This is a genomic window from Alteromonas sp. KUL49, assembly GCF_006538345.1.
GTDB lineage: Bacteria > Pseudomonadota > Gammaproteobacteria > Enterobacterales > Alteromonadaceae > Alteromonas.
In genome coordinates this window covers 296920-322675 of record NZ_BJKL01000001.1, presented here as the reverse complement: position 1 = coordinate 322675, position 25756 = coordinate 296920, and the positions used below count along the sequence as shown (strand labels likewise).

General features: G+C 44.2%; 20 protein-coding genes. 10 read left to right on the top strand and 10 right to left on the bottom strand.

All coding sequences use genetic code 11. The annotated features are described in order from the left end of the window. Nucleotides 1-224: 224 nt before the first annotated feature. Nucleotides 225-1646 (top strand): diguanylate cyclase domain-containing protein, encoded by a 1422-nt coding sequence (locus EYS00_RS01415; RefSeq protein ID WP_130634788.1) that lies wholly within the window; start codon nucleotides 225-227, stop codon nucleotides 1644-1646. Here the strand turns inward: EYS00_RS01415 and EYS00_RS01410 are convergent. Genes EYS00_RS01410 through EYS00_RS01400 form a run of 3 tightly spaced genes read right to left on the bottom strand, consistent with a single transcriptional unit; the run spans nucleotide 1636 to nucleotide 4387 of the window. Next, complete coding sequence (locus EYS00_RS01410; RefSeq protein ID WP_130634787.1) at nucleotides 1636-2535, bottom strand: DMT family transporter; 900 nt, start codon at nucleotides 2533-2535, stop codon at nucleotides 1636-1638. The genes EYS00_RS01415 and EYS00_RS01410 overlap by 11 nt on opposite strands. Then, nucleotides 2526-2993: a methylated-DNA--[protein]-cysteine S-methyltransferase gene (locus EYS00_RS01405; RefSeq protein WP_130634786.1), complete on the bottom strand. Its 468-nt coding sequence runs from the start codon at nucleotides 2991-2993 to the stop codon at nucleotides 2526-2528. The genes EYS00_RS01410 and EYS00_RS01405 overlap by 10 nt, the downstream gene beginning before the upstream one ends. A gap of 8 nt (nucleotides 2994-3001) precedes the next feature. Further along, nucleotides 3002-4387 (bottom strand): DNA-3-methyladenine glycosylase 2 family protein, encoded by a 1386-nt coding sequence (locus tag EYS00_RS01400; RefSeq protein WP_130634785.1) that lies wholly within the window; start codon nucleotides 4385-4387, stop codon nucleotides 3002-3004. 199 nt (nucleotides 4388-4586) lie between these two features. On the opposite strand from EYS00_RS01400, the gene EYS00_RS01395 reads away from it, so the two are divergent. Then, the gene (locus EYS00_RS01395) at nucleotides 4587-5735 is read left to right on the top strand and encodes a serine hydrolase (RefSeq protein WP_130634784.1); all 1149 of its coding nucleotides are present in this window, start codon (nucleotides 4587-4589) and stop codon (nucleotides 5733-5735) included. A gap of 1 nt (nucleotide 5736) precedes the next feature. Here the strand turns inward: EYS00_RS01395 and speA are convergent, their stop codons facing one another. From speA to EYS00_RS01365, 6 genes are all read right to left on the bottom strand, one after another. Next, on the bottom strand, nucleotides 5737-7650 hold the full coding sequence (gene speA, locus EYS00_RS01390; RefSeq protein WP_130634783.1) for a biosynthetic arginine decarboxylase: 1914 nt from the start codon (nucleotides 7648-7650) through the stop codon (nucleotides 5737-5739). Nucleotides 7651-7761: 111 nt separating this feature from the next. Continuing rightward, nucleotides 7762-8217, bottom strand: a complete 456-nt coding sequence (locus EYS00_RS01385; protein WP_130634782.1) for an arginine decarboxylase — start codon at nucleotides 8215-8217, stop codon at nucleotides 7762-7764. Nucleotides 8218-8409: 192 nt separating this feature from the next. After that, nucleotides 8410-9804 (bottom strand): NAD(P)(+) transhydrogenase (Re/Si-specific) subunit beta, encoded by a 1395-nt coding sequence (locus tag EYS00_RS01380; RefSeq protein WP_130634781.1) that lies wholly within the window; start codon nucleotides 9802-9804, stop codon nucleotides 8410-8412. 11 nt (nucleotides 9805-9815) lie between these two features. Further along, nucleotides 9816-10097, bottom strand: coding sequence for an NAD(P) transhydrogenase subunit alpha (locus tag EYS00_RS01375; protein WP_130634780.1), 282 nt, complete (start codon nucleotides 10095-10097; stop codon nucleotides 9816-9818). A gap of 4 nt (nucleotides 10098-10101) precedes the next feature. Beyond that, entirely contained in the window at nucleotides 10102-11259 is a 1158-nt protein-coding gene (locus EYS00_RS01370) for an NAD(P) transhydrogenase subunit alpha (RefSeq protein ID WP_130634779.1), read from the bottom strand. A gap of 418 nt (nucleotides 11260-11677) precedes the next feature. Further along, nucleotides 11678-12802 carry an endo-1,4-beta-xylanase gene (locus EYS00_RS01365; RefSeq protein WP_130634778.1) on the bottom strand — a complete coding sequence of 375 codons (1125 nt, stop codon included), beginning with the start codon at nucleotides 12800-12802 and terminating at the stop codon, nucleotides 11678-11680. 125 nt (nucleotides 12803-12927) lie between these two features. On the opposite strand from EYS00_RS01365, the gene EYS00_RS01360 reads away from it, so the two are divergent. The 6 genes from EYS00_RS01360 (at nucleotide 12928) to EYS00_RS01335 (ending at nucleotide 18686) form a co-directional block, all read left to right on the top strand. Further along, nucleotides 12928-13647: an NUDIX hydrolase gene (locus EYS00_RS01360; RefSeq protein WP_130634777.1), complete on the top strand. Its 720-nt coding sequence runs from the start codon at nucleotides 12928-12930 to the stop codon at nucleotides 13645-13647. 95 nt (nucleotides 13648-13742) lie between these two features. Then, nucleotides 13743-15215, top strand: coding sequence for an MFS transporter (locus EYS00_RS01355; RefSeq protein ID WP_130634776.1), 1473 nt, complete (start codon nucleotides 13743-13745; stop codon nucleotides 15213-15215). Nucleotides 15216-15238: 23 nt separating this feature from the next. Next, nucleotides 15239-16261: a glycoside hydrolase family 43 protein gene (locus EYS00_RS01350; RefSeq protein ID WP_130634775.1), complete on the top strand. Its 1023-nt coding sequence runs from the start codon at nucleotides 15239-15241 to the stop codon at nucleotides 16259-16261. A gap of 10 nt (nucleotides 16262-16271) precedes the next feature. Then, a complete protein-coding gene (locus tag EYS00_RS01345; RefSeq protein ID WP_130634774.1) occupies nucleotides 16272-16805 on the top strand; it encodes a hypothetical protein in 534 nt (177 codons plus the stop codon). Between the two features lie 486 nt (nucleotides 16806-17291). Beyond that, nucleotides 17292-17963, top strand: coding sequence for a hypothetical protein (locus EYS00_RS01340; RefSeq protein WP_130634773.1), 672 nt, complete (start codon nucleotides 17292-17294; stop codon nucleotides 17961-17963). Between the two features lie 384 nt (nucleotides 17964-18347). Beyond that, nucleotides 18348-18686 (top strand): hypothetical protein, encoded by a 339-nt coding sequence (locus EYS00_RS01335; RefSeq protein WP_130634772.1) that lies wholly within the window; start codon nucleotides 18348-18350, stop codon nucleotides 18684-18686. Nucleotides 18687-19199: 513 nt separating this feature from the next. Here EYS00_RS01335 and EYS00_RS01330 read toward each other — a convergent pair. Then, a complete protein-coding gene (locus EYS00_RS01330; RefSeq protein ID WP_130634771.1) occupies nucleotides 19200-22415 on the bottom strand; it encodes a TonB-dependent receptor in 3216 nt (1071 codons plus the stop codon). Nucleotides 22416-22808: 393 nt separating this feature from the next. Between EYS00_RS01330 and EYS00_RS01325 the strand changes: the two genes are divergently transcribed. Both EYS00_RS01325 and EYS00_RS01320 read left to right on the top strand, forming a co-directional pair. Beyond that, complete coding sequence (locus EYS00_RS01325) at nucleotides 22809-24341, top strand: tryptophan halogenase family protein (RefSeq protein WP_130634770.1); 1533 nt, start codon at nucleotides 22809-22811, stop codon at nucleotides 24339-24341. Between the two features lie 2 nt (nucleotides 24342-24343). Further along, a complete protein-coding gene (locus tag EYS00_RS01320) occupies nucleotides 24344-25756 on the top strand; it encodes a tryptophan 7-halogenase (protein ID WP_130634769.1) in 1413 nt (470 codons plus the stop codon).

The window sequence follows — 25756 nt, the reverse complement described above, 5'->3', positions numbered from 1 at the left end:
AGCGAATAGATGAGAATTAGCACTTTATAGTAGTTTAACCAAGGAAAGTACTTGTGTCGTGTTAGATGCCGTTTTTATTTTTAAGCGTTGCTTTAACAAAATCCTCATAAATAACACATTATTAGAAGGTAATTTACACCTTTGCTAGCGGTGCACTTATTGAACAGGTATAATCCGCCAAGCAAGGCAGCAAACATATTATGTGCAAGGGAGATGCAATCACAGTGAACACATTTAGAACACTACATCGAAGTATTCTTATATTGTTTGCCGTGGTGGTTATTTCAATTGTCACTCTTGTACATTTCAGCATTTCTAAAATTGTTGCAGAGCAGAGCCGCGCTCAGCAACAGTCTTTATCTCCTGCAATTTCCCTTATTGTTGAACAAATTCTTAAGCCGCTACACACCTCCGAAGCCCTTGGAAACTCTCGCGAACTCGTTGCCTTAATGGAAGGTAACATTATTGACGAGCAAACGGTTTTGAGTTCGTTGAGCCGTATGGAAGATGAGTTTGGGTTATCTTTTTTTATTGCCAGTGAAACCGTACGAAAGCAATTTAACTCTGACGGCTCGGTCATTTCGTTGGTCGAAGGTGATGTGAGTTGGTACTTTAAGTACAAAGACTATCCGGCAGATGCCGTTGCCGATATAGGAAAGTGGGAAGACACTCACTTTTATATCGACATAAAAATCTACAATGACAACGAAGAGTTCCTTGGATTTTTTGGCGTAGGTAAAAGTCTCAAGAGCTTTTTAGAGATTTTTGAAACGTACAAAGAGGAATATGGCTATGACTTTTTGTTCGTCGATAATACTGGCGATATTATGCTGTCGTCTGACGCATCCCTCAACGCTAGCTATTCGAATTTCACAAACTTGCGTGAACTGCCGTGGTACACCGAGCTACCGCTTAACGTACAAAATGACCAAGCGTTAAATAACAAATTGGTAACTATTAACGAAAAAGATTACCTCATTGCCGAAGTTAAGCTAAATCAGTTTGGTTGGACCGTATTTTTATTAAGCCCGCTAACCGATCGCCAAGCTGAAATATCTCAAGCATTTATCTTTAGCGTAGTGACTATTTTGGTCATTATTTTTTCGCTGTTCCTGCTTATCTACAATCTGCTGTACTACTTCAGACGTGACATGCAGCCAGACATTATCGTTAGACACGCAAGCACATTACCCGAAAGAGAAAACCTCGAATTAGCCTATGACTCACTCGTGAAAGATCAGAAGTCTGTCAGTATTGCACTCATCAGTATTGATGATTACTACACCATGTGCGACACCTATGGCAAAGAAACGGGCGAGGAAGTATTAGACAAAGTCGTTGCTTACTTGTCAGACAATGCTCGTGAGCAAGATATTCTGGGTCGCTGGAATAAAGACGAGTTTATCTTATTACTGCCGCAAACCGGACCACATGAGGCACGGGAAATGGCGCAAAACCTGCGCCACGGTATAGCAACACTTACTCCAGTTAGTTCTCATCCTCAGCTTCCGTTAACGGCGTCGTTTGGTATTTCATTTACTGCAAGTATGCGCCCAATGAACGAAGTAACAGCCCATGCAGAAGATGCCTTATACCAAGCTAAACGTGATGGCAAAAACCTAGTGCGATTACAGCTTATTGATTAGACGCATGACGACGACCTAATGAGCCTTTTAGTCGCTGTAACACACCGGTTGTCATAGCTACCCCTAACAGTATTAATCCACCGCCAATCAGGGTTTGTAGTGAAATATGCTCCTGTAAGAACAACACGCCCCACAACAAACCAAACAGCGGAACCAGATAAGCAACGGTAATGGCCTTTGCAGGTCCCACATCAGCGATTAATTTAAAATAGAGGATGTAAGCAATACCAGTCCCACCAATCGCTAGCGCGATAGTATTTAACCACGCTATTTGACTCGGCATAGTTTCTGGCAGGGTAGCTAATGCGAACGGTGCAAGCATAACCGTAGCAAATGCCTGGCTTCCTGTTGCCACTACCAGTGGACGTACTGAATGTAGCCACTTTTTCATCATGCTGGCGGCAATACCGTAGCCCAGAGTGGCTAATAGGGCGGTCAATATTGGCAAAAAGCTAATACTTCCCTCACCCAATTTATGCTGGCTGATAACTGCAACACCAACAAAACCAATGAACAAGCCTGATATAGCTGATTTAGTCAGTTTGTCACCTAACCATAACCACGCAACCATGGCACCAAACATAGGTGCTGTAGCATTTAAAATGGCATTTACGCCAGCCTCTAAATGCAAGCTGCTGTAGTTGAACAACATGAAAGGAACCGCTGTGTTGGCTAGCCCTACCAGCGCAATGGGCCACCAATAACGCACAACATCACCTAGTCCACGAATGGCGAGTAAGAAGGGTAACAACACCAATGTTGCCAGTAAGGTCCTTACTGCCACTAGGCCTACAATGCCGAACTCTGGCGTTGCCACTCGCATGAAAATAAAAGAGCCGCCCCAAATGGCGGCCAATAGTAACAACGCAATGAGGTCTTTTAATCCCATAATCCCTGTTGTGCTCCCTCTAAATTGAGTAGAAATCGTTTGCGATCTAATCCACCAGCATAACCAGTGAGCGTGTTGTTGCTGCCAATCACTCTATGACATGGCACTACAATAGCAATGGGGTTTTTACCATTGGCTGCGCCCACCGCTCGGACAGCTTTTGGGTTGTCTATAGCATTAGCAATAGCTGCATAACTTACCGTCTCTCCATAGGGCACATCCACTAACGCATCCCATACCTGACGCTGAAATTCAGTCCCGTTTGCAGCAAGGGGAAAATCAAAGTCAGTGCGCTGTTTATCAAAGTATTCCTTTAACTGCTCACATGCCAAGGCAGTAAGCTCATTGGATAAGGTAGCAACAGACGCTTCAACAAACGCGATGGAGGTTACGCCGAGCTCATTGGCTCGTACTTCGAGTAACCCGATGGGCGTTGGCATTAATTGATTGTATTCCATGGGTTTACCTATTGTTGTACCTGAATATTGTATCGTTCCCACAACTGAAGGGTGAGATAGCTTCGCCAAGGTGCAGCAGCGTCAGGTACTAAATTGTATGCCTGAGCCATCTTCTTCACGATAAGATCCCCCGCTAAGTAAACGTCTGGATTACGCTCACCTCGCATTTTAAGGTAATCGAGGGTCCAACCGCCAATACCTTTAATGTCTAAAATGTCATCATGGCTGGGAGTCGCTCCGTGAAGGAACAGTTCAGCAAAGGCTTTAAGCGCCTCTTTGCGACGGGACGGCATACGTAAAAACGAAAGATCACTAGCCGCTATGGCTTCGGGCGAAGGGAAATACACGCCAGATTGATACTGCTCACCTAGGGCTTCTATTACCTTGTTGAGTTGTCCAACGGCGGCTTTCACACTGACCTGTTGACCAAGTATGGCTCGACACCCACTCTCGAACACATTCCACGTAGTTGGGAGTCGAAGTCCCTCACATATATCCGCGGCTGGGTAACCACTGGCAATCAAGCTCTGACGTATCATCATGGGATCAGCGTCGGTGTCTAACATCCCTTTCAGCGCTGTGATAACGGCATGAATGATTTTTAAGTCATCCACACGAATCACCACATCAAATCGGTTTTTATCCGGATTGATGGTCGCTTTCAAATAGCCTTTGACCCCTTCATGAATAAAGTATCGAGCGTAACTGTTTAGCGTAACGTCCTCCACACCATGCATTGCACGAAGGGCAAGAAATTCGCGAACCTTGTCCCAGTCATACGGCGGGCGAAAGTGTATGGACACGTGAATATCAGTTTTCAGCTCAGTACTAGGCGACGTGTTTTTTCGCATGTCCGACGGCGTTACTTTTAAATACTGTTTTACCGCACGCTGAAACTGGCGCATGGATTCATAACCCGCAATAAATGCAATATCACCCACAGGTAAACGTGATTGCTGCAGCAATTGTTTTGCAAATAGCACCCGTTGGATATCTTGATACTGCTTGGGAGAACAGCCAATGTGTTTAGTCACCAATGAGTGTAGGTATCGCTCACCTATACCTAATCGTTCAGCCACGCGTGCGACAGATTGGAGGGGAATTTCACTGAGCAACTTTTGAGCGCGAGCTAACGTTGCTTTACTGCCTTCCCATGCCGGAGACAAAGGCGCACTGTCGGGTCTGCACCGCAAACACGGACGAAACCCTTCGTTAACGGCTTGAGCGGCTGTAGTGTAATAGTCCACATTTTTCTCTTGGGGCAAACGTGCAGGGCAAATAGGGCGACAGAAAATCCCCGTAGTTTTTACTGCTACAAAGAAACGACCATCAAAGCGCGGATCACGACTCATTCGCGCCTTGTGATACTGCTCTATATTGTCCAATGGCTGCATCTTGTTAATACCCAAACTCTACCATTCATCATTCTTGATTGAGTTTATCGCGGAACATAACGAAATACGCGACATAATCGGAGTTTAATGTTGTACGTCGAGGGTGAGTTGATAATCAACAACACTCACCGCATAATACGGCGCAAATATTATAAAAAAGACACCCACCTTCAGGGCTGTCGTTTTACGAGCTCTGACAATGTTACCCATGTTGCGCGCAGTAGGTTCGCGTTTATTACACTCAACAATGCTTCTCAGCGTATGCGCCCTTTGTGCATTGCAAGCCAATGCCAGCGACTGGATTACTGACTACGCCAATTACGTAAAAAAAGAAGCCCTCAAGCACAATGTACCGGGTTATGCCTTTGTTTATTATGAACAAGGCAAGGTTCCCAAGGTCTTTGTTTACGGCAAAACCCACAAAAACGGCGCGCCGATCACCGAACATACCGTATTTAGGTTGGCATCGGTATCTAAAACATTTACCGGCCTATTAGCTGCCAAAATGGTAGAGCAAGAGCGTCTTCATTGGGAAACACCTATAACCACACTTCTCCCCGACATCCCCTTTTCTGCAGAGGGAATGGATGACTTACAACTTCAGCATATTGTGGGTCAATCCAGTGGATTTATGCGTAATGCCTACGACAATTTGATTGAGGCAGATTATTCACTGGAGCGTGTGCTCACCGCTTTGGGCAAACTTGATCCCATTTGCGCGCCCGGAGATTGCTATACCTACCAAAACGCCTTATTTGGCGCCATTGAATACTATTTGAGTAATCAAAATACGTCGTATCACAGTGAACTTCACACACAACTATTTTCGCCATTGGGTATGTCCACGGCAAGTACTGGGCGTGCAAGTTTGCAAGGGTCTGAGTCATGGGCTAGACCTCACATTGCCATTACCCGCGACCGCTGGCGCGAAGGCAAAGTCGAAAACAACTACTATCGCTTTGCACCTGCGGCAGGGATTAATGCCAGCATCACCGATATGACGATTTACTTACAAGCGTTACTTGGCGAGTTTCCAACGGTAATTTCATCAGACATGATAGACGCCGTGACTACTCCACGAGTAAAAACAGTTCGCGAAAGAAATCGCAGGGGTTGGCGAGGCTTTTTAAAAGATGCCCATTACGGTTTAGGTTGGCGAATCTACGATGTTGATGGCCATCGCATTAATTATCACGGCGGCTGGGTAAAAGGCTATCGCGCCGATGTCGCATTTGCCCCTGACTTTAAAACCGGGTATGTGATGCTGACCAATGCCGAAACCAACATGATCAACACCACTACCGCAGAATTCTGGAAGCGTTACTTCGAACAAGTAGAAGACAATTAACTTACTTGTTTTTCAAGTAGGTATAACCGCCTAGGCAATCTTCGTAAAAGTCGGTCCAGCGCACACCTTCTCTCGGCTTAATAGTACCTGCTGCCACTTGCTTATCAATGGCGCGCTTCACGTCAGATGCCATGGCTTTCGGATTGTATTGCATGATATTGAGTACATCGTCTACCGATGAACCTTTTACGACTTCTTCGATGTAAAAATCTTCAGGATCGTCGTCATAACTAAAGATATGTACTTCATTTAAACGACCGAACAGGTTGTGCATATCGCCCATCACATCTTGATAAGCGCCTGTAAGAAACAACCCCATAAAGTACTTTTCGTCTTCTTTCAATGGATGTACTGGCAGTACGTCGGTAATTTCACGACCGATAGTAAACTGGTCGATTTTGCCGTCGCTATCACAGGTAATATCTACCAATGAGCAATTAACCGTAGGCTTCTCGTCCAAACGGGTAAGGGGCACTACTGGCAGTAACTGGTCGATCGCCCATGTATCTGCGGCCGACTGAAACACAGAGAAGTTACATAGATACTGTGAAGACAAGCTGTAATCTAGCTCTTGTAGCTCTTCTGGTACATATTCTTGAGTACTGTACCAAGCTTGCAAGCGCGCCATGATATTCCAGTACAGGGTTTCGATTTTTGCGAGCTCTTCAAGAGACAATACACGTAGCTTAAAGGCGTCTAGCGCTTGCTCTTTGTATTGAGTGGCGTCATTGAAAACCTCGTGCATATTTTTGTGGTCTTCAAAGTGCTCAGCAAGCTCTCGAATATTCTTTAAAAATACGTGTTCGTTGTCGCACTCGGTCACATCAACAGATGCTGCATCTGATTTGATTTCACCAACAATTTCTGTGACCACGCAACTGTGATGTGCGGTAATCGCACGACCACTTTCACTCACAATATTAGGATGAGGCACGCCTTCTAGGTCGCACATTTCCTTAAGGCCATATACTACATCAGACACATATTCTTGCATGCTGTAGTTGCGAGACGACTCGTTAGTCGAGTTACTACCATCGTAGTCAATACCCAGCCCGCCGCCAACATCCACATAGTCCAGTGGAAAACCCATCTTATGTAGGTCGGCATAGATACGTGCCGCTTCGGTCATTGCTTCTTTAATAGCGCGAATATCGGTGAGTTGGCTACCAATGTGAAAGTGCAGCAAGCTGAGGCAATGTGCCATACCTTGAGATTCTAAGTAACGGGCCGTTTTAATGATTTCAGAAATCGTCAAGCCAAACTTAGCTCTGTCGCCTGCAGAACCTTCCCATTTTCCACGACCTTTGACCGTCATTTTGGCGCGAACACCGATAATAGGCTCTACATCTAGCTCTTTTGCTACTTTAACCAACAGAAGTAGTTCGCTGTACTTCTCAACAACAACCACCATTTTACGACCAAGCTTGCAGCCTAACATGGCGAGGCGCATGAATTCTTCGTCTTTATATCCGTTCAATACAGTTAACGAATCTTCGTTAGTATTCATGGCGAGCACTGTGATGAGTTCAGCTTTTGAACCAGCTTCAAGACCATAGCTAAACGGTTCGCCCGCATCTACGATCTCTTCTACCACTTCGCGCATTTGGTTTACTTTTACTGGGTAAACACCTTGATAACGTCCTTGATATTCCGCCCTTTCAATGGTGTCTTTGAATATGGTGTTTAAGTTGGCAACTTGCGAACGCAAGATATCGTGAAACCTAACTACAACAGGAAACTGCACACCCTCTTGGTGTATTTCGTCTAATACCGACTTAAAGTCGATTCGAATACTCGGGTTAGTGGGTACTGGCGTTACATGAACATTGCCATTTTCACCAATATGAAAATAGCCTCCGCCCCATTGGGATACGCCATATACACGCTCTGCAGCGTCAATGCTCCAATCAGACAATATCGTCACCTTACAATAGAAACTTTACCCGCTAGGACATCAGTGACCTAGGCAGTAATAAGAGTTTAATACCAATAAAGATCGGTATTATAGACAACAATTTAAAACGCGCTACGCAAAAATATCACTTGATTCAGAATTCATTAAATAGTTGTTATTTTGCAACCACTTAGCGACTCCTTGATAAGTCTCTTTAACGCAATTTTCACTAACAAAAGTCAGTAAATCAGAGGGAGAGCGAGACCGAATAAGTGAAGCGTTCTTCATGGGCTTTAGATTTTGTGCGATATAATCTGCACGAGTGTGCTCGTCTTCTAACCAAAACTCACCTTGTTGATTCCGGCTGTCGAACTGAAGGGGAGATACAACTTTTTCGATAAGTTCAGGTTCAGGCGGTTGCCAACTGCGAATATCCGCAATCAGAATATAGGCTTGCCCTTTCTTGCTCTTCGTTTCTTCAGCAAGCGTCGCAAGATACTGAATGTCAGTCGCCAAACTCCACTTTCCACGAAGGGTACAAAGCAAACAATTGCCAGCATGTTCTATACGAAAATGCGGTGATGACATGGCGAACTCAACTCCATTTGGGTGCGGGAAAATCAGGCTGGTTAAAAATCAGGCGCCATAGTAGCGTGCAAAAATGAGATTGCAACAAGAATCTAGTAAGCGCGTACATTAATTCGACAATCACGTCGAAAATTGCGTTAAATGTCTGGTAGAAAAAAGAATGGCGAGCTGATGCTCGCCATGGGTATGAATTTATTCGTCGCCAAACTCACGAATAATAGTATTGATAGTGTCTTTTGCATCACCCAATACCATGCGAGTGTTGTCTTTGAAAAAGAGCGGATTATCAACACCAGCGAAACCAGCGTTGGCAGATCGTTTCAGCACAAACACGGTTTTAGCACGGTAAGCTTCGATAACTGGCATACCGTATATTGGACTACCTTTCATCTCTTTCGCCGCAGGGTTGACCACGTCATTCGCACCAATAACGATAACAACGTCATAGTTCTCCATTCGCGGGTTAACGTCGTCCATTTCATAAAGTTGGTCATAAGGAACATCTGCCTCGGCAAGCAATACATTCATATGACCAGGCATTCTGCCCGCCACTGGGTGAATGGCGTAGTCTACGGTACAACCATTATCTTCTAGCAATGACTGTAACTCACGCACCGCATGTTGTGCTTGCGCAACCGCCATACCGTAACCAGGAATAACCAATACCGCTTGAGCTGCTTCTAATACATAAAACGCATCTTGTGCAGGCAAAATTTTAACTTCGCCTTCGATTTTTCCAGCGGCTTCCACTGGTTTCGAGAAGCCAGACAGCAATACATTCATCAGCGAGCGGTTCATAGCCTTACACATAATATTGGTTAGGATAAGACCCGACGCACCAACAAGTAAGCCAGTGACTATCAAGATAGTGTTGCCTGTTGCCAAACCAGCAGCCGATGCAGCGATGCCTGAATAACTGTTAAGCAGCGCAATAACCACTGGCATGTCAGCACCACCAATAGAAATAGTGGCCCACAAACCAAAACTAAGTGCTAGGCCAATAGCGCAGTAAAGCCATACTGGATTAGTAGGGTCGGTCACAAACAAATAGGCTACGACCACCATTGCTACTAAATGCAAGATGCTAAGCTCGCGGAGGCCAGTAAATACCACGGCTTTCGATGACATGGTGCCAGACAACTTGCCCCAAGCAATGACAGAGCCAGAGAAAGTGATACCCCCGACTAGTACGGTGAAAAACAGAGTAATATAAACAAACGCGCCCGCCGTTTGCGCGCCAAGCAGTGAACCTTGTAAACCGTTTAGCGTTGCCCAGCCCAGCAATAATGAGGCAGCCCCACCAAATCCGTTAAACAAAGACACCATCTGAGGCATATCAGTCATTTGCACCGACTTGGCTTTCCAGGCACCAAAGGCCCCACCAAGCACAAAACCTAGCAAGATATAGTGATAGCTAATGATTTGTTGATCTAGAAGCGTTACAACAACAGCTAACAACATACCTAAAGAAGATACAAAGTTACCCTTTTTCGCGGTATCAGGATGACTCAGTAACTTAAGGCCAAGAATGAAAAGTGCAGCCGCTACAACGTATGCAATATTGATTATGGTAATGATATCATTCACTTGCATACTCCTTACTTTTCTTTCTTCTTGAACATGCTAAGCATGCGGTCGGTAACCAAATAACCACCAACCACATTGATGCTTGCCAAGGCTACAGCAGCAGTGCCCAAAATAGTCGTCAGTAAGCTCTGTTCAGCACCTGCAGCCGCCAATGCGCCAACTAGAGTAATGCCAGAGATAGCGTTTGAACCAGACATTAGCGGGGTGTGCAATGTAGCTGGTACTTTCCGGATAAGCTCAAAGCCTAAGAAAGCTGCAAGCAATACAATAAATAGAAGGTAGATAATTTCCATTGCCTTAAGCTCCCTTGTAAGCGTTAGTTAGCATGTCACTAGTGATTGCACCGTCGTGAGTAATCACGCAGCCTGAAAGAATATCGTCTTCGAGATCTAGCCCGAATGCCGACGATTCTGCGTCATAAAATTCATCGACTAGGTTGTAGACATTGTTCGCATACATATCAGTAGCAGCGCGCGCTACGCTTTGACTCCAGTTGCCTGTACCAACCACGGTAACACCATTAACGTTAGCTACTTCACCGGCAACAGAGCCTTCGACGTTTCCGCCAGATTGCGCTGCCATATCGACTACAACACTACCCGGCTTCATTAAGGCAAGGGTGTCTTTTTGAATCAACACAGGAGGTTTGCGGCCGAACAACTGAGCAGTAGTAATGACAATATCTGAGCTCGCTATGGCATCGCGTTGTGCTTCCTGTTGAATCGCTTTTTGCTCTTCAGTTAAGGCTTTGGCGTAGCCATCTTTTGTTTGACCGGTTTCGCCAATATCAATATGCAAGAACTTACCGCCCAATGATTCCACTTGTTCAGCGACAACAGGGCGGGTATCGTAAGCAAGTACTGACGCACCTAAGCGTTTTGCCGTTGCAATCGCCTGCAAACCAGCAACACCAGCTCCAATAATAAAGACCTTGGCAGGCTTAATAGTGCCGGAAGGCGTCATCATCATTGGCAAAATTGATGGCAATAAGCTCGCGGCCTGCATCACCATAACGTAGCCAGCAAGACTGGCTTGTGAACTCAACGCATCCATTTTTTGTGCACGAGAGGAACGCGGGATCATTTCCACAGAAATCCCTGTTAAACCTTTTTGTGCGATGGATTCAATTAGCGGTTGCTCAAAGAAAGGGTCTAGATGCCCAACAACGATTGCACCTTTCTTAAGCAAGGCAAGTTGTTCTTCTGTGGGCTTATTTACGGCAACAACTATATCTGCCTCAGGTAACATATCATTCACATCATCGATGATAGATGCTCCTGTTTCTTCATATTCTTTATTTGAATAACCAGAAAGCAATCCAGCATTCGATTCGACGTATACCGAAATGCCTTTTTTACATAGTCGTGTTGTTGTCGCGGGTGTTGCTGCACACCGTTTTTCGACGTTACCTGTGGGATCAGGCAAAGACGAATCATTTAACACAATGATTTTCATGCTATTTTCCTTACATCCAGGCGACAGAAGGAGACACGCCAACTGTGTTTCCTAGCCTTTCAATTCACGTTATCTATTATTCCGTTAAGGACTAATATCCTAATTTTTATTGTTATTTTTAACTTTTGTCTGTCGATAAGGATGCAACGATGAGCCTACATTACTCATCATCCGGTCAATGTACGGCATTAAAACAATCAAAACCAGTATTATTTAATCACGCTTCATAACAATGGGTTATATAAAATGCCGATACCATCATTGATACAATAATATCATCTGGTGAGAAATGGAATACATATCTTCTCATTCAACAAATGAATGAGAAAAAAGAGTTTGGGAAGATTAGAGGAAGGATGCCACTTGAATGTTACAAGTGGCTTATCACTAGTGTTTTATTTAAGAAAAATTCAAATATTTATTGAGTCAATCGAATAATTGATTGCGCTGCATCTTTCGGTTGGTTATTTCTATCGAACAATAGTGGGTAGTCGCTACGGCCTTGCATCGGCCAATCATTACGCCAGGTTTGGCGGTCATTTACGCCCCAAAAAGTTACGCGAGATATTTTATCTTGATGCTTCAAAAACAGTTTGAACAATTCCTCGTACCTATCGCTCAATTGCGAATTTATGCTCGAAGGTAAACCATTGGCATAGGGATTAAACTTGGATTGTAATGCTAAGTTGATTGACACATCAGCGCCCATTTCTTCCTCTTCAGGAAAAGGTAACACTGATACATCGAGCTCCGTAATCATTACCTCTACGCCTAAATCACCATAGGCAACAATCGAGTCTTCTAGCAGACTCAAATCTGGATAATCCAGCGCGTAATGCCCCTGTAATCCAACACCATCAATTGGAATATTTTTGGCCTGTAGTCGTTTGACCATATCTATAACACCAGCGCGCTTTTCTGGTTTAAACAAATTATAGTCATTGTAATAAAGCTTGGCGTTAGGTGCGGCCTCATGAGCGAATTGGAAAGCCTTCTCTATGTAGTCAGGACCAATAATTTGCAGCCACAACGAATTTCGTAGTGTTCCATCTTCGTTTAATGCTTCATTAACGACGTCCCACGCTTGAATTTTTCCTCGATATCGGCCTGCAACGGTGTAAATGTGCTCTTTAAGCAAGGCTAAAAGCGCTTCTCTATCTTTCAGATTACCTTCTGGCGTTTTAAATACCCAATCAGGTGTTTGCGAATGCCAGGTGAGTGTATGGCCAATTAAAAAGAAGTTGTGCTCATTGGCAAGCGCTACAAGTTGGTCAGATGCGGCAAAATTATACTCATTGGGAGATGGGTGGATGACCTCCCATTTCATAATGTTTTCTGGAGTTACCGCATTAAAGTGTGACAGTGCTAACTGAACATCTTCTGTTGCTTGACCAGATATTTGTTGTTCGTTGAAAGCAGTGCCCATCATGAAGTGAGGCGCAAAGGCGTCTTTCAAGTAGGTTGATGAGTTGTTATTGGTCGTGCTCACGCAAGCTGCGCACGCCAATCCTGTTAAAAGTAGTGTGGTAGCAAGTTTAAACATAATCTCTTATTGTTAATGTGACAATAACATATTATTAACCGCGGTAGTTTATTACTGCAAGAGATTTTTCTCTGCGAATGATTTTGTGTAAGCTTGTAAGCTGCGGGTATTACAGGACACATGCTATGAGCGACAGAGGCGTACTTCACTTAGAAGAAGAGATACTAGGTGACGATTACATCGACAATATATCGGTAGACAACCTAATTTTCTCTATGCATGAAGGAAAGCTAAAAGTACTCCTTGCTAAATACACACAGGGATACGCCAGTAATCAATGGGGTCTTATTGGTCATTGGGCACGACTAGACGAAAACTTAAATGACGCGGCAGCGCGTATCGTGAAGCAAACCAGTGGTGTAGAGAATTTGTTTCTTGATCAACTCGGAGCTTTCGGACAAGTTAATCGTTACCCAGAGCGCAGAATTATCACAGTCGCCTTTTACTCCCTTGTTATTTATGACGACGCAAAGCTTGTTGGGGGCAAAAATACCAACGAGTTGGCGTGGTTCGACGTTTTTGAAGTACCGAACCTTATTTTTGACCACAATGTCATTCTGTCTTCTTGCCTTGAACACCTAAAATACAAAGTCCGTCACGAACCTATAGGTTTTAACTTATTACCTGAGAAATTCACCCTCTTACAACTTCAAGAAATCTACGAAGCTATCTTACAGAAGCCGTTAGACAAGCCGAATTTCAGACGTAAAATTCTAAAAATGAATCTGCTCATAGACTGTAAAGAACGCCAGAAAAACGTGGCTCACAGAGCTGCGTCTTTGTATCGCTTTGATCTAGACGTATACCACAAACTCAGAGAGTTTGGGTTTAGCTTCGAATACTAATATCTCTCTCCTACGCTGACTTTGTCTGTTGACATCGGGATCTTTTTCACGCAAATTACACATATTGTAAAATTGACAATAACAAAGCTTTCACAATGAATGATTTGCCTAAGCCGCTATCGGTGGTAGAAAAAGTGGGGTACAGTTTAGGGGATCTAGCCGCTAACCTGATCTTTCAAACCCTTGTTGTTTTCCTTGCGTTTTTTTACACCGATGTTTACGGAATACCAGCAACAGCGGCCGCCACCATCATCTTTGTGGGTGGTTTAGTCGGTGCCTTTTTTAACCCCATCATGGGAATTATTGCCGACCGAACTGTATCTCGTTGGGGTAAATTTCGACCTTGGATCCTTTGGACATCGGTACCATTTGGGGTAAGTGCATTACTTGCCTTCAGCACTCCCGCGTTTTCTCCAGAAGGCAAGTTGATATATGCCCTTACCACTTACGTGTTACTCGTTATTATCTATTCTGCCAACAACTTACCCTATGCTGCGCTAAGCGGTGTAATGACCAGCAATATGAAGCAACGAAACAGCCTTTCTGCTTATCGTTTTGTTGCTGTAATGATTGCCCAGTTTGTGATTCAAGTACTGCTGCTTCCTTTAGTACTAATACTGGGTGACGGAGACAAAGCTGCGGGATTCAATAGTCTGATGACAGTGTTTTGTGTTGTAGGTACTGTTTTCTTTCTTATTACCTTTTTCACTACTAAAGAGCGGGTCATTTTACCCAGTGAATACAGCGGGTCAGTATATCAAGACATTAAAGACCTCATAGGTAACAAGCCTTGGCTGATCATGTTGTCTGTTACCGTATTGGTCTTTGTAACTTTGGCTCTTAAAGGCGGAAGTAGTATCTACTTCTTTCAATATTACTTAGACCGTTCTGCCACGAGTGACTTTCTCTCAGGTTCAGGTTTCAACGGTGGAATTACGGCGTTAAACCAATGGTTAACACAAGTAGGTCTGACCAAGTTCGAATGGCCTTCAGACCCAGCAACCTCCGCATTCTCGTTGTTTAACGCTGTAGGCATAATCACGTCTATTGTTGGAATTGGATTTTCAAAACCACTGGCCGATAGGTTCGGTAAAAGAGACGTATTCATGACTGCGCTCTTTTTCTCTACACTGTTCATTCTTGGGTTATTTTGGGTGCCTAGTCATAATCCAGCGCTGGCCATTGGACTCAACCTCGTTCACGGTTTGTTTTATGGCGTTACTATTCCACTGCTATGGGCGATGATTGCTGACGTTGCGGACTATTCCGAATGGCGCTATCGACGACGTGCTACCGCCATCATTTTCTCAGCCATGATATTTGGGCTCAAGCTAGGGTTGAGTATTGGCGGTGCAAGTGTTGCTTTACTGTTAGCGCACTTTGGTTACGACCCACTACTGCAAACACAATCTGATGACACCATACAAGGTATTAAGCTCATCGTCAGTGTATTCCCGACCGTTCCATTCTTTGTAGCCACAGCATGTTTGTTCGCTTACAAGATTAATCGGGCGCTAGAACAACAAATTGAAAACGAACTTTCTATACGCCGCGCGGCGTCTTCTTAAGCATCATTACATCGGATAGCTAAATGACCGACCTTACTCACGATCAAAAAGCACAGTTTGAATCTGCTGCCATCTCTAAACCTCTAGTAACCCACGTGTATACTGCCGATCCGTCAGCACATGTATTTGACGGACGAATATTTGTTTATCCGTCACACGACATCGATGCTGGGATCCCATTTAATGACAACGGTGATCACTTTGGTATGGAAGACTACCACGTGTTTTCAATGTCTGACGTCAACGGTGAAGTCATTGACCATGGCGTGGCATTGCATGTTGACGATGTACCGTGGGCAGAGCGACAAATGTGGGCACCGGACGCCGCCCAAAAAAATGGTAAATACTATTTCTATTTTCCGGCCAAAAAAGCCGACGGTATTTTTCAAATAGGTGTAGCTGTAGGTAATAGCCCAGCAGGCCCATTCACAGCCCAGCCGTTACCCATTGAAGGCAGCTACTCTATCGACCCTGCAGTATTTGAAGATGACGACGGCAGCCACTATTTATATTTTGGCGGATTATGGGGGGGACAGTTAGAGCACTACCCAGAGAATACTTACGCTAACACCCCAGTCGATTTGAAAGCAGAGGACCAAGCCCTTGGTCCGCGTGTTGCTAAACTTGCAGACGATATGTTGACCTTCGAGCATTCGCCTAAGCAAATTACCATCTTAGATGAACATGGAGAACCACTGACTGCTGGAGATATTCAACGTCGTTATTTTGAAGGGCCTTGGCTACATAAATTCAACGACCTTTACTACCTGTCATATTCCACCGGTGACAGCCACCTTATTTGCTATGCCACCAGCGAATCTCCTTATGGTCCATTTAGTTACAAAGGGGTCTTGTTGGAGCCTGTCGTTGGTTGGACTACCCATCACTCGGTTGTTGAATATCAAGGCCAGTGGTACTTGTTCTACCATGATTCGGTAATGTCTGGCGGTATCACCCATTTGCGTTCGATGAAAGCCACACCTATCGAACATCAACCCGATGGCTCAATAAAAACCGTAACGCCTTATCCAAATTTAACCAAATAACGGGGTAGATATGAAGGTATTCAACTGGCTCTGCTTACTCTTGCTCCTGTCATGTAGTACAAGTGGTGAAGCACAGGAAAGGCAAAAAGAGATAGATTTGGCGTATTCCAAAATAGTGAGTTTGTTACCTGAGAGTGCGCAACTCATTCACAGCCCCTACGCAAACGCTTGGCAAACCTATGGCGACAATTATTCGGTAACGTCTTTAAGTAACGGAGAAGTCACTGGCGGAGATTCATTACTTGTCGACGTGAAGCGTAAAGGAAGAAATCCGTGGGATGTTGGTGCGTTTTCTAACATTCAAACAACTATTGAAAAAGACGACATCATTTACATGATTCTATGGCTCAGACTAGCCGATAGCTCAGTCGATGCGACAGCAGGCCTTCAATTGTCAGCCGAGCCCTATAGTTACCTTGTTTCCGAGGAATTAGCACTTAATGACCAATGGCAAACCTATGCAATGGCGGTCAAAGTTGGACAGTCTTACCAAGAAAATGAAATTCGTTTACACGTGCAGCTATCCCAGCAAAAACAAAAATAGAGCTAGGTCCAACCTTGGTGTTCAATTTAGGAAAAGGGGTGGATGTAACTGGTTTGCCGCTGCTGTAGATTTAAAATAGTAGTCAGTGATTCGTAACAACACACCTATCAGTTGAAGAGACTCACAAGCGCATATGTGAGTCTTTTTTTGCGTTATGAATTTCTGCTTTAGACAAAAAGCGGTCGTTCATATTATTGATTTTTGAATGGATATTGGTCCGATTACTTCGCCTTCTCTATTCCATGCGAAAATCCTCGAAGTTGGGCGTGAGCAAACCGCCACAACGATCTCGGTGACTTGTAGCTATTAGCGAATAGCAGTCAGTTGATTAAATCAAATGTAGTGATTGTATCTTTGATTTGACTGATTCCTCACTGGCTGAAAAAACAATTAGACTGTGCTATCGTCTTTTTAGAGCATAAGGAATGTGCACTATCTTTGTATCCTGATGCATATATGGACCACTGAACTGAAGGATATGGAAAAATGAAAAAGTATTTGTTTCTGATTGTTTTATGGGGAAACTCATGTCACGCAGCTTTAATAATCGATGTTTTTGGAGATGTTGGAAGTGGTGTAACGAGTTGGTTTTTTGAAGGTAGTTATGTCACAACGTCCTCAACTTCTTTTGATCAAATAACCGTAAACCCGTCTCAATCTTCTACATCTTCAACCAGATTATCTACTGGAGTTAATTACTTTCAACATTCGTCTGGAGAAGCAACAAGCGAACTTGCAGATGCGGAATTCTTTAATGACACTTCTTCACTATTAACGGGATCAGCGCAGGTTAATGGTTCAACGTCGGGTCAGCACATAATAAATGGGCTTTATATAGATTGGGATTCAAATATAGGTGATGATGACTTTGGCTGGTTTGCAGGTGGCAGTTTTGACGACGGAGAAACTCTGACGTTCTCTGGGAGCGGAAGTTTATTGCGTGATATTTCCGAATTCGGTATTCCCCAGTTAGCCGCTGGTGAAAGTTTTGTTTTCTCTTCGACTTCTGAAATAACACCACTAACTATCACATTCTCCGCTACAGATTCAGTTGGCTCAACATCTATACGCGAACCAGGGAATATTACTCTAATGACTCTGAGTATTTTGCTGCTTTGGAGTCTCAAAAAATCAAAGCTAGTAAACTTAGTTAAATAGTGTGGGGATTGTAATCAAACAAAAGGGCTAGTCTCATATCAAAGCTACAAGTGAGGTCAAGATTTAGCCCTGTTGTTTGTTATGTTTCATATTTAAACAAATATTTTTAGATGTAGGCTATTATAAAATCTGGCAGGTTGTTATACGCACATAGTAATCACTGAATACATTTTGCTCGAACTTCCGCTTCTCACAGTTTGCTGACCACTGGCGGTAAGGCAGAACATGGGCGTTAGCGGTCAGTCGTCAACTTAGGATTGCCTGATCACTTTAGACAAGAAGCGGTCGTTCGGCTACAGCCCCCAAATTCCAATGAATTAATTTAGTGATTCTGTCAATCTACCGTAAGAGATGTAAAACTACTAATCATTGGATTTATCAGTTATGGGTTATATGTTGAACTACTTTATATCTTTATTCTTATTTGCCCTTATTTCTCTCCCGATTTTTGCGACCGAAAAACAGGAAATAGTGGTGTTGGAATATGGCACTAATATCAACGAGGATATGGTTAATACAGCAATCCGAGTATTGCAAGACAGAGGTTGTAATGCATCTAAAATCTATCGAGGAAAATTGCTTTTTAATACTGTCAAGGTTATTTACGGTGATGAATCCCAAAGATATCGAAATCCAGCGGATGCCGCAGGTTGGGCGCTAGAGAAATGTCAGGATGTAAGTGAACAAGATGGGAAAACACCATCGAGTCATCCAGTTAAATAGAAATACGGGATAGGTTATGACGAAAAAACAATCGCAATCATGGAGACGGCGGCTAGAGTCTTGAGTGAGAGAGGTTGAAAGACAACTATTGAATTTTCCGAAATGTTCATGCCCGAAACTGTAGAGGAGTGTACTAATGGGAAGTCACAGTTTTATAGCAAGCCCGCAGATGCTGCTGGATGGGTACTAGATAACTGTATAGTTGATTAAATTAAATCTATTAATGCCCTCTACTTGAGAAAGGTGGCAACTTCCGCTTTACGTACACATCAGCCGTTCGGACTATTCAGCATATCTGCATCACAACCTCGCGTCATATAAGAATCTCAACTGATATGAGTATTACCCTACGTTGCTTCTGTGCATAAACGTAAAAAGAGCGAGTAAAGCTTGTCAAAGCTGTACTCGCCCTCTTAATTACAGGCACGTTGTGCTTTCAATTAAACAACTTGTCACTCAAATCAAGTCACCCCAAAAGTGATTCACTCATTTCAGGGCAACTTGGTCTAGCTTCTAGAACTTGTAGGTAATACCCGCTTGGAAGCGGCGATCGTTAATAAAGCTAGAACGCTGGTAACGTTTGCCAGACGCGTCGATTTGCGTTGAAGACTTAATTTTTTCATCGGTGATATTTGCAATTAATAGGCTGAAGTTCAAATTCTCAGTGGCCTGGTATCTTATCGATGCATCCAACTGCCCAGTGGCATTTTGGAATACTGGGTTACCGGTCACAAACTCTCGATAAGAGCTCAAGTGTTCTGAGCGCCAGTTGTACGCGAGTCTCACCTCTAATTTGTCATCCTGATAGATCCCGATGAGGTTGGCGGTATGCCTAGATTGCCCCAACAAGTTTGTGGGTGAAAAACGGAACTCCTGCCCATTTCCGGTCGGTGGTACGGCATTGGCATCGATGTAGGTGTAGTTAGCCTGAACACCAAAGTGTTGCCAAATTCCCGGCAGCGAATCAAAAAAGTCTTGATAGGCGATTTCAGTACCCTTTAGATCAGCCTCTGATAGGTTTATCTGGCCTCTATAAACAGTGTTTACTGTAACGCCATCAATGGTTATTGGGTCTCGAATTTCGTCACCAAACTGAATGATGTTTTTCAGATCTTTCTTGAACAAACCCACAGTGAGAAAGCCGCCATTTTCCCAGTACCACTCATACGAAATATCGAGGTTTACCGCTTCCGTTGATTTTAGATTTGGATTTCCACCTTGAATCAAGAAACGTTGAAGCGTGATATCTTGTGCCCCCCTAGCGACTCCCGCGTTCGGGTCGTTAGGATCTGCAGGTGGGAACTCTACTCGTGATGTTTCAGCTTGTATGGTTTGTCCAGAGCGAACATCGCCAATGTTTGGACGAGTAATTCCCTTACTTGCACCAAATCGAATTAACATATCGTCATTCAGATTTAGCTTAAGATTAATAGACGGTAGTATGAAATCTTCTTCATCGTCGACTATCCGGTCTTGCGTGGGTGATAACAGTAGCGCTGTAGTTTCGGGTAGAAAGTCTTGTGGCGCATCTCTATCTTCCGCCGCTTGAGGGTATAGCGGGTTCGGTGTCCCATCGGGATTTACCGTATTGTCGACGTCAGGAGCGAAGGCTGTAGATGACAACTGACCTTGGCTTTCTATTTTTGTTTTTACGTATCTAACACCAATGTTTCCATCCAACCACATGCCGTTATCGAATTCGCCTGAAAAGTTGACCATGGCGTATAAGTTAGTGGTTGTTTCAACGATATCCGAAACCGAGCCACCATCGTAAAGTTGCGTAAATGAGCCATCTTGAGAACGTCGAGGAGCACCGCTCGCATCTGTGTACGGACTATAGTCAGCCCCTTGAAAATCAGGTTCGTTTAACATGAACTGCCAGTATTCTTCTGGATTAGTCACAAATCTATCTTGTAGGAATACGAATTGTCTATTGTCGCCCTGTACCACTCCACCTCTAAAGAAATCAGAGAAGTCGACTAGCTGCGCAACGTCTTGCTCGAGGGCATTCAAAGGCGTATAGCCTCCGCCGATCCAAGGCTGACTCACCCCTGCCCAGTTTTCTGCAACCTCCTGATTTAACTGCTCGCGCTCTGAACGCCTTGCGCCAAATTTGACCGACTCAAACCATTCGCTATCATCAAATTCATAGGTGAGATCGAGTTTGGCTGCCGTGAGATTTCCGTCACCTTCGCGGAAGGTATCGCTAGCAAAACCATTGCGGTAACCCGATAAATCAGTAGGAGACGTCGGGTTTTGGAACGGCACCTGAACCGAGCCACCATCGCGAACGTTACCGGTAATGTTCATTCTAGGGTCAATACCAAATTCAAGCACAGGGTTGTCTAAATCTGGACGGTGGAAAAAAGTAAGATAACCTTGCGTACCTACTCTTAATTCATTGAATGTCGCTTCTGCGGTAGTGTGATGCGCATCGAACTCTACCACCCACTGATCCGCTGGTCGCCATTTCAAGTTGATGCTCACGTCATCAGTTTGTGAGGTATCGTCACGACCGATAATCTGGTTGGTAACCTCGGTTCCATAGGCACCAAACCAAGAGCGGTCAGTATCAGTGACCATACCTTGTTCAAACAAACCACCGTCAATGCCAATCAACTGGTCGCAGTCCCCTTGTGAAGGCTCATTACTACCATTACATCTAGCGACACCTTCTGAATTAAAGGGAGTAAGAACCACGTCACTCACTTGCAAACTATTGACGGTATTGGCATCAGGTAACCATTCGGTGGTTCGTTCTAAACGGTCTATCGCATTTTCTACGCGGATATATTTGACCAATGCTTCAAAGTTACCGTCGTCGCTTCTGAACTGCCCTGCAAAATATAGGCTGTCTCTTTCGCGATCGACCTCGTTAGTTCTGAGCTGATAGGCACCGATGATTCCCACAGTTTGTCCCGCCGTCGGAATAGTGTCTCCAACAAACGCCGATTCGGGAATATTACTTCGTGGTATTGGTGCACCCGATTGGTAGCCGTGAATCATTGATTTCAACTCTGACGTTGATACCGAGGCAACAAAGCCAAGCTTGCCAGATTCTAGCTCAAAATTCTTACCAAACACGCCACTGACCTGTGGCGCCCACTCGTCTCTTAAATCAGTATAGGTGCCATCTACAGCAACTAGAGCAATGCCATCTTGATTGTCAAAGGGCTCAAGAGTACGCAGATTAATCGTGCCACCAATACCACCTTCAATGAGATTAGCAGCTTGGTTTTTGTACACATCTACGCCACCAATTAGCTGTGGAGGAATTGCAGACCAATCAAGTGCACGACCACCGTTTGCAGAAAACGCATCTCGCCCATTAAATTCTGAGCGTACAAAACCCAGGCCTCGAATCAAGTTACCTGAGCCTTCAGGTGAAGGAAAATCCCCTGAGTTCCCACCCAGTCCAACACGAGTAACAGTCACCCCTGGAACACGAGAAAGTGCCTCTGCGACCGATAAATCAGGTAACGCATTTGCGTCTGACGCTGTAATTGAGTCCACAAAAGTACTAGATTCTCGCTTTAATTCAGCAGCCGTGGCTAGCGCACCGCGGATACCTTTTACTTCGATGATTTCGACGGTTTCATCGCTAGTCTCTTGATCTTGATTTTCCTGCGCGAAGGCCATGTTTGCGCCGAGAACGGATAGCAATGCTGTAGTGCCATATAGCGCCGCTTTCACCGACGATGCTATTAGCGTTTTGTTCTGTGTTTTCATTTAAGTCTCCGAGTGTGTTTCCCATTCACCCAGCTCGCTGGGTATGCCTTGTGAATTTTTTGCAAACTAAAATCTTTCTCTAATCGCTCAAACTGCAACTTGGTTAACATGATATTCACATACCGGAATAGTTGTTGTCAAATGTACTATATGTAAAATATTAGAGGTTTCACTTTTCAATGATGGGTATATTGACATTTTAATGGGATATACAGCTTAATTTGGCTGTAAAAGGCTTAACTTTCTACCAGCTTTACATTATATTCACTTTTACTATAAGATTTTGTCATATGTACTATTAGAGGTGGAAATAGACTTTGATTTTTACTGAGTTGATGAGTAATGCATGTATTTTTTTAACAACCTTAACTCCTGAGGCGTCAGATTAATCTTATGGAAGTATGTATTGTCGGCGGTGGTACAGCTGGCTGGATGGCTGCCTCTGCAATGGCGAAAAAGTTTGAAAATCAATCAATAAACGTAACGCTAGTAGAATCTGAAGATATAGGTACGGTGGGTGTGGGTGAAGCAACACTGCCACACATTCGATTTTTCAACCAAGCCCTCGGCATTGATGAACGAGAGTTTATGAAGGAAACTCGCGCAACCTTTAAGCTAGGAATAGAGTTTGTCGATTGGGGGAAGATCGGACAAAGCTACATCCACCCATTTGGTGACTTTGGCCAGTCAATAAACAACATAGATTTTTATCAAGCGTGGCTTAGTCAACCAAGTTCACGTAGTAATTCAGACTTATCGGATTACGCTTTCGGCACAGTTGCAGCGACACAGGGCAAATTTCAGTTTCCTCACAGCGGCCAAACACGCGCACAGCGTTCGTTTGGTTATGCTTACCAATTTGATTCAGGTTTATATGCCAAGTTTTTGCGGCGTTTCGCTGAAAACCTACGTGTCACACGAATTGAAGGTAAAGTGGTTGATACCACCATTGAACCCAATTCCGGCAATGTTACAAGCTTAACCTTGTCGAATAATCGGGTAGTAAAAGCCGATCTATTTATCGATTGCTCCGGCTTTAGAGGCCTTCTGATAGAGCAAGCACTCCAAACAGGTTATCAGGACTGGTCTTCTTGGCTCCCCTGCAACAGAGCAGTAGCAGTACCTTGCGAGCGCCAAGATTCCATACCACCATACACCCGGGCAACAGCCCAGGAAGCAGGGTGGATTTGGCGTATACCTCTGCAACATCGCACAGGCAATGGTCACGTTTATTGGAGCGAATTTACGTCTGACCAAGATGCACTAGATACACTCATCATGCAGTTAGATGGAAAACCTACCGCCGAGCCTAAACAGCTTTATTTTAAAACAGGTCGTCGCAATGCATTCTGGAAAAACAACGTCATAGCAATAGGCTTATCCGCTGGATTTTTAGAGCCTCTGGAGTCTACCTCTATTCACCTGATACAAGAGGGTATTACCGAGCTATTAGCGCTTTTTCCTCATGAAAATTATGCTCACATCGACGGCGCACGAGTTTTACAAATCAATGAACTAGACAGCGACGAATACAATCAGCGAATGGCATTACAATTCGAACGGATACGAGATTTCTTGTTACTGCATTACGTGGCTAATGACCGTAATGACAGCGAAATGTGGCGATACTTCAACAGTATGTCTTTGCCCGGTAGTTTGGTAGAAAAGCTTCATTTATGGAAAAAGCGCGCATACGTTCAGCGTTATGAGCACGGTACATTTTTACCGCCAAGCTGGGTCGCTGTGTTGCTAGGTCAGAATATCTCTCCAGAAAACTGTGATCCTAGGTGCGCTTCAATTTCATCGGATGAATTCCATCGACATGCAGCAACGATCAAAAAAGACATCAAAAACGCCGTTGATGCAGCACTTCCTCACGAAGCTTTTCTGCGCAAATTTGGCGCATACTACGGTGAGCCTGTATAAAGATGAATCAGAAAGTACAGCGCATTTTAATATACGGCAACACTATCGCAGCGAGCTATACGGCACTTGCGCTGGACGTTGCTTTAGATACATCAATTGACATTGTGCTCGTTGAACCCAAAGCAAGCGCGTGCAACGACATCTTGTATGGCGGAATCGCTCCACCAAACTTCTATGACTTTCATTTCAAACTTGGAGTTAGCGAGCCCGACCTGCTACTTAAAACCAATACGGGATTTTCGTTTGGTACTGAATATAAAAGCTGGGGACCCTCTTTAAGAAATTGGATTCAGTGTTATCACCTGCCATTTGCTACTGATCACGGCGTTGATTTTCACCAGCTTGTTAACCGTTTAGATCTAAACATGGGTGAATATCTGGTTAGCGCAGTAGCGGCAAAGCATGGCGTGTTTGCCCATCCCCCCACGAATAATTCGAACAATGCGTTGTCACGGGCGGAATACGGATACCATTTTAATGCTCAGAGACTAAAAGCCTTACTGCGGGAAAAGCTAAACCATCGCCGTGTAAATGTTATGCAAGCAACAATAGTCGACGTGAAAACCGGTGAGCAACATATCAAAGAAGTCAGGCTCGATAATGGGAGTGTAGTGAATGCGCAGTTATTTATTGATTGTCATGGTCCAGACAGTCCGCTACTAACGGCTTTGGCCGGAGAGTTCGAACACCAACACGCTAAGCAATACATTCATCACGTCGAACAAAATAGAGTAATAGGTGCTGCATGTCGCGTTGCCCAAGCAACTTCGAATGGCTATCAAGTTGAATGGTCGCTTCAAGTCGAGCGTCACGTCATTGAGTTAGCTGAGCAGTTTGACGTAGGGTCGCCCAAACACGCTTGGGCAAAAAGTATTACTGTTGGCCATCGCAACTGTGCCTGGCACGGCAACTGTATTGGCATTGGTCACTCTGTGTGTGTTGCCGAACCCTTAACAGATGCTCCAATGCGACTCTTACATGCAGACATCCTGCGGTTAATGGAGCTTTTTCCTATTGATGTTGATATGGCAGTCGAGCGTAAAGAGTTTAATCGGCGTTATCAGAACGATGTTGAATCCTCCCTGTTATTTCACCAAGCATTTTTTGATTACAGAACTGACGGTAAAACGTTAGCGACAAAACTAGACAGAAAAATCTCTCAATACCTCCATCGCGGTGTGCTTGTTAGTTTCGATTTGGAATTGTTTAACAAAGAAGACTGGGCTGTTCAGCATGCAGGTATGGGGCGCACACCTATGTTTCATGACAGGCTTGTTGATGAGCTTGATCTTGCTTTGGTTGACGAGCATTTCAAACAGCAAAAAGCAGGGTTGCGTCATCTTGTTTCAAAAATGCCAACCCATGCCGACTACCTTCACAAACTTTTAATTTATTTGAGAAATAAGCAGTTTTAA

Excerpts from the sequence above, each read along its gene's own strand:
- EYS00_RS01410 (WP_130634787.1), bottom strand. The coding sequence starts at position 2,535 with ATGGGATTAAAAGACCTCATTGCGTTGTTACTATTGGCCGCCATTTGG.
- EYS00_RS01405 (WP_130634786.1), bottom strand. The coding sequence starts at position 2,993 with ATGGAATACAATCAATTAATGCCAACGCCCATCGGGTTACTCGAAGTA.
- EYS00_RS01400 (WP_130634785.1), bottom strand. The coding sequence starts at position 4,387 with ATGCAGCCATTGGACAATATAGAGCAGTATCACAAGGCGCGAATGAGT.
- EYS00_RS01395 (WP_130634784.1), top strand. The coding sequence starts at position 4,587 with ATGTTACCCATGTTGCGCGCAGTAGGTTCGCGTTTATTACACTCAACA.
- EYS00_RS01385 (WP_130634782.1), bottom strand. The coding sequence starts at position 8,217 with ATGTCATCACCGCATTTTCGTATAGAACATGCTGGCAATTGTTTGCTT.
- EYS00_RS01375 (WP_130634780.1), bottom strand. The coding sequence starts at position 10,097 with ATGGAAATTATCTACCTTCTATTTATTGTATTGCTTGCAGCTTTCTTA.
- EYS00_RS01370 (WP_130634779.1), bottom strand. The coding sequence starts at position 11,259 with ATGAAAATCATTGTGTTAAATGATTCGTCTTTGCCTGATCCCACAGGT.
- EYS00_RS01365 (WP_130634778.1), bottom strand. The coding sequence starts at position 12,802 with ATGTTTAAACTTGCTACCACACTACTTTTAACAGGATTGGCGTGCGCA.
- EYS00_RS01360 (WP_130634777.1), top strand. The coding sequence starts at position 12,928 with ATGAGCGACAGAGGCGTACTTCACTTAGAAGAAGAGATACTAGGTGAC.
- EYS00_RS01355 (WP_130634776.1), top strand. The coding sequence starts at position 13,743 with ATGAATGATTTGCCTAAGCCGCTATCGGTGGTAGAAAAAGTGGGGTAC.
- EYS00_RS01350 (WP_130634775.1), top strand. The coding sequence starts at position 15,239 with ATGACCGACCTTACTCACGATCAAAAAGCACAGTTTGAATCTGCTGCC.
- EYS00_RS01345 (WP_130634774.1), top strand. The coding sequence starts at position 16,272 with ATGAAGGTATTCAACTGGCTCTGCTTACTCTTGCTCCTGTCATGTAGT.
- EYS00_RS01340 (WP_130634773.1), top strand. The coding sequence starts at position 17,292 with ATGAAAAAGTATTTGTTTCTGATTGTTTTATGGGGAAACTCATGTCAC.
- EYS00_RS01335 (WP_130634772.1), top strand. The coding sequence starts at position 18,348 with ATGGGTTATATGTTGAACTACTTTATATCTTTATTCTTATTTGCCCTT.
- EYS00_RS01330 (WP_130634771.1), bottom strand. The coding sequence starts at position 22,415 with ATGAAAACACAGAACAAAACGCTAATAGCATCGTCGGTGAAAGCGGCG.
- EYS00_RS01325 (WP_130634770.1), top strand. The coding sequence starts at position 22,809 with ATGGAAGTATGTATTGTCGGCGGTGGTACAGCTGGCTGGATGGCTGCC.
- EYS00_RS01320 (WP_130634769.1), top strand. The coding sequence starts at position 24,344 with ATGAATCAGAAAGTACAGCGCATTTTAATATACGGCAACACTATCGCA.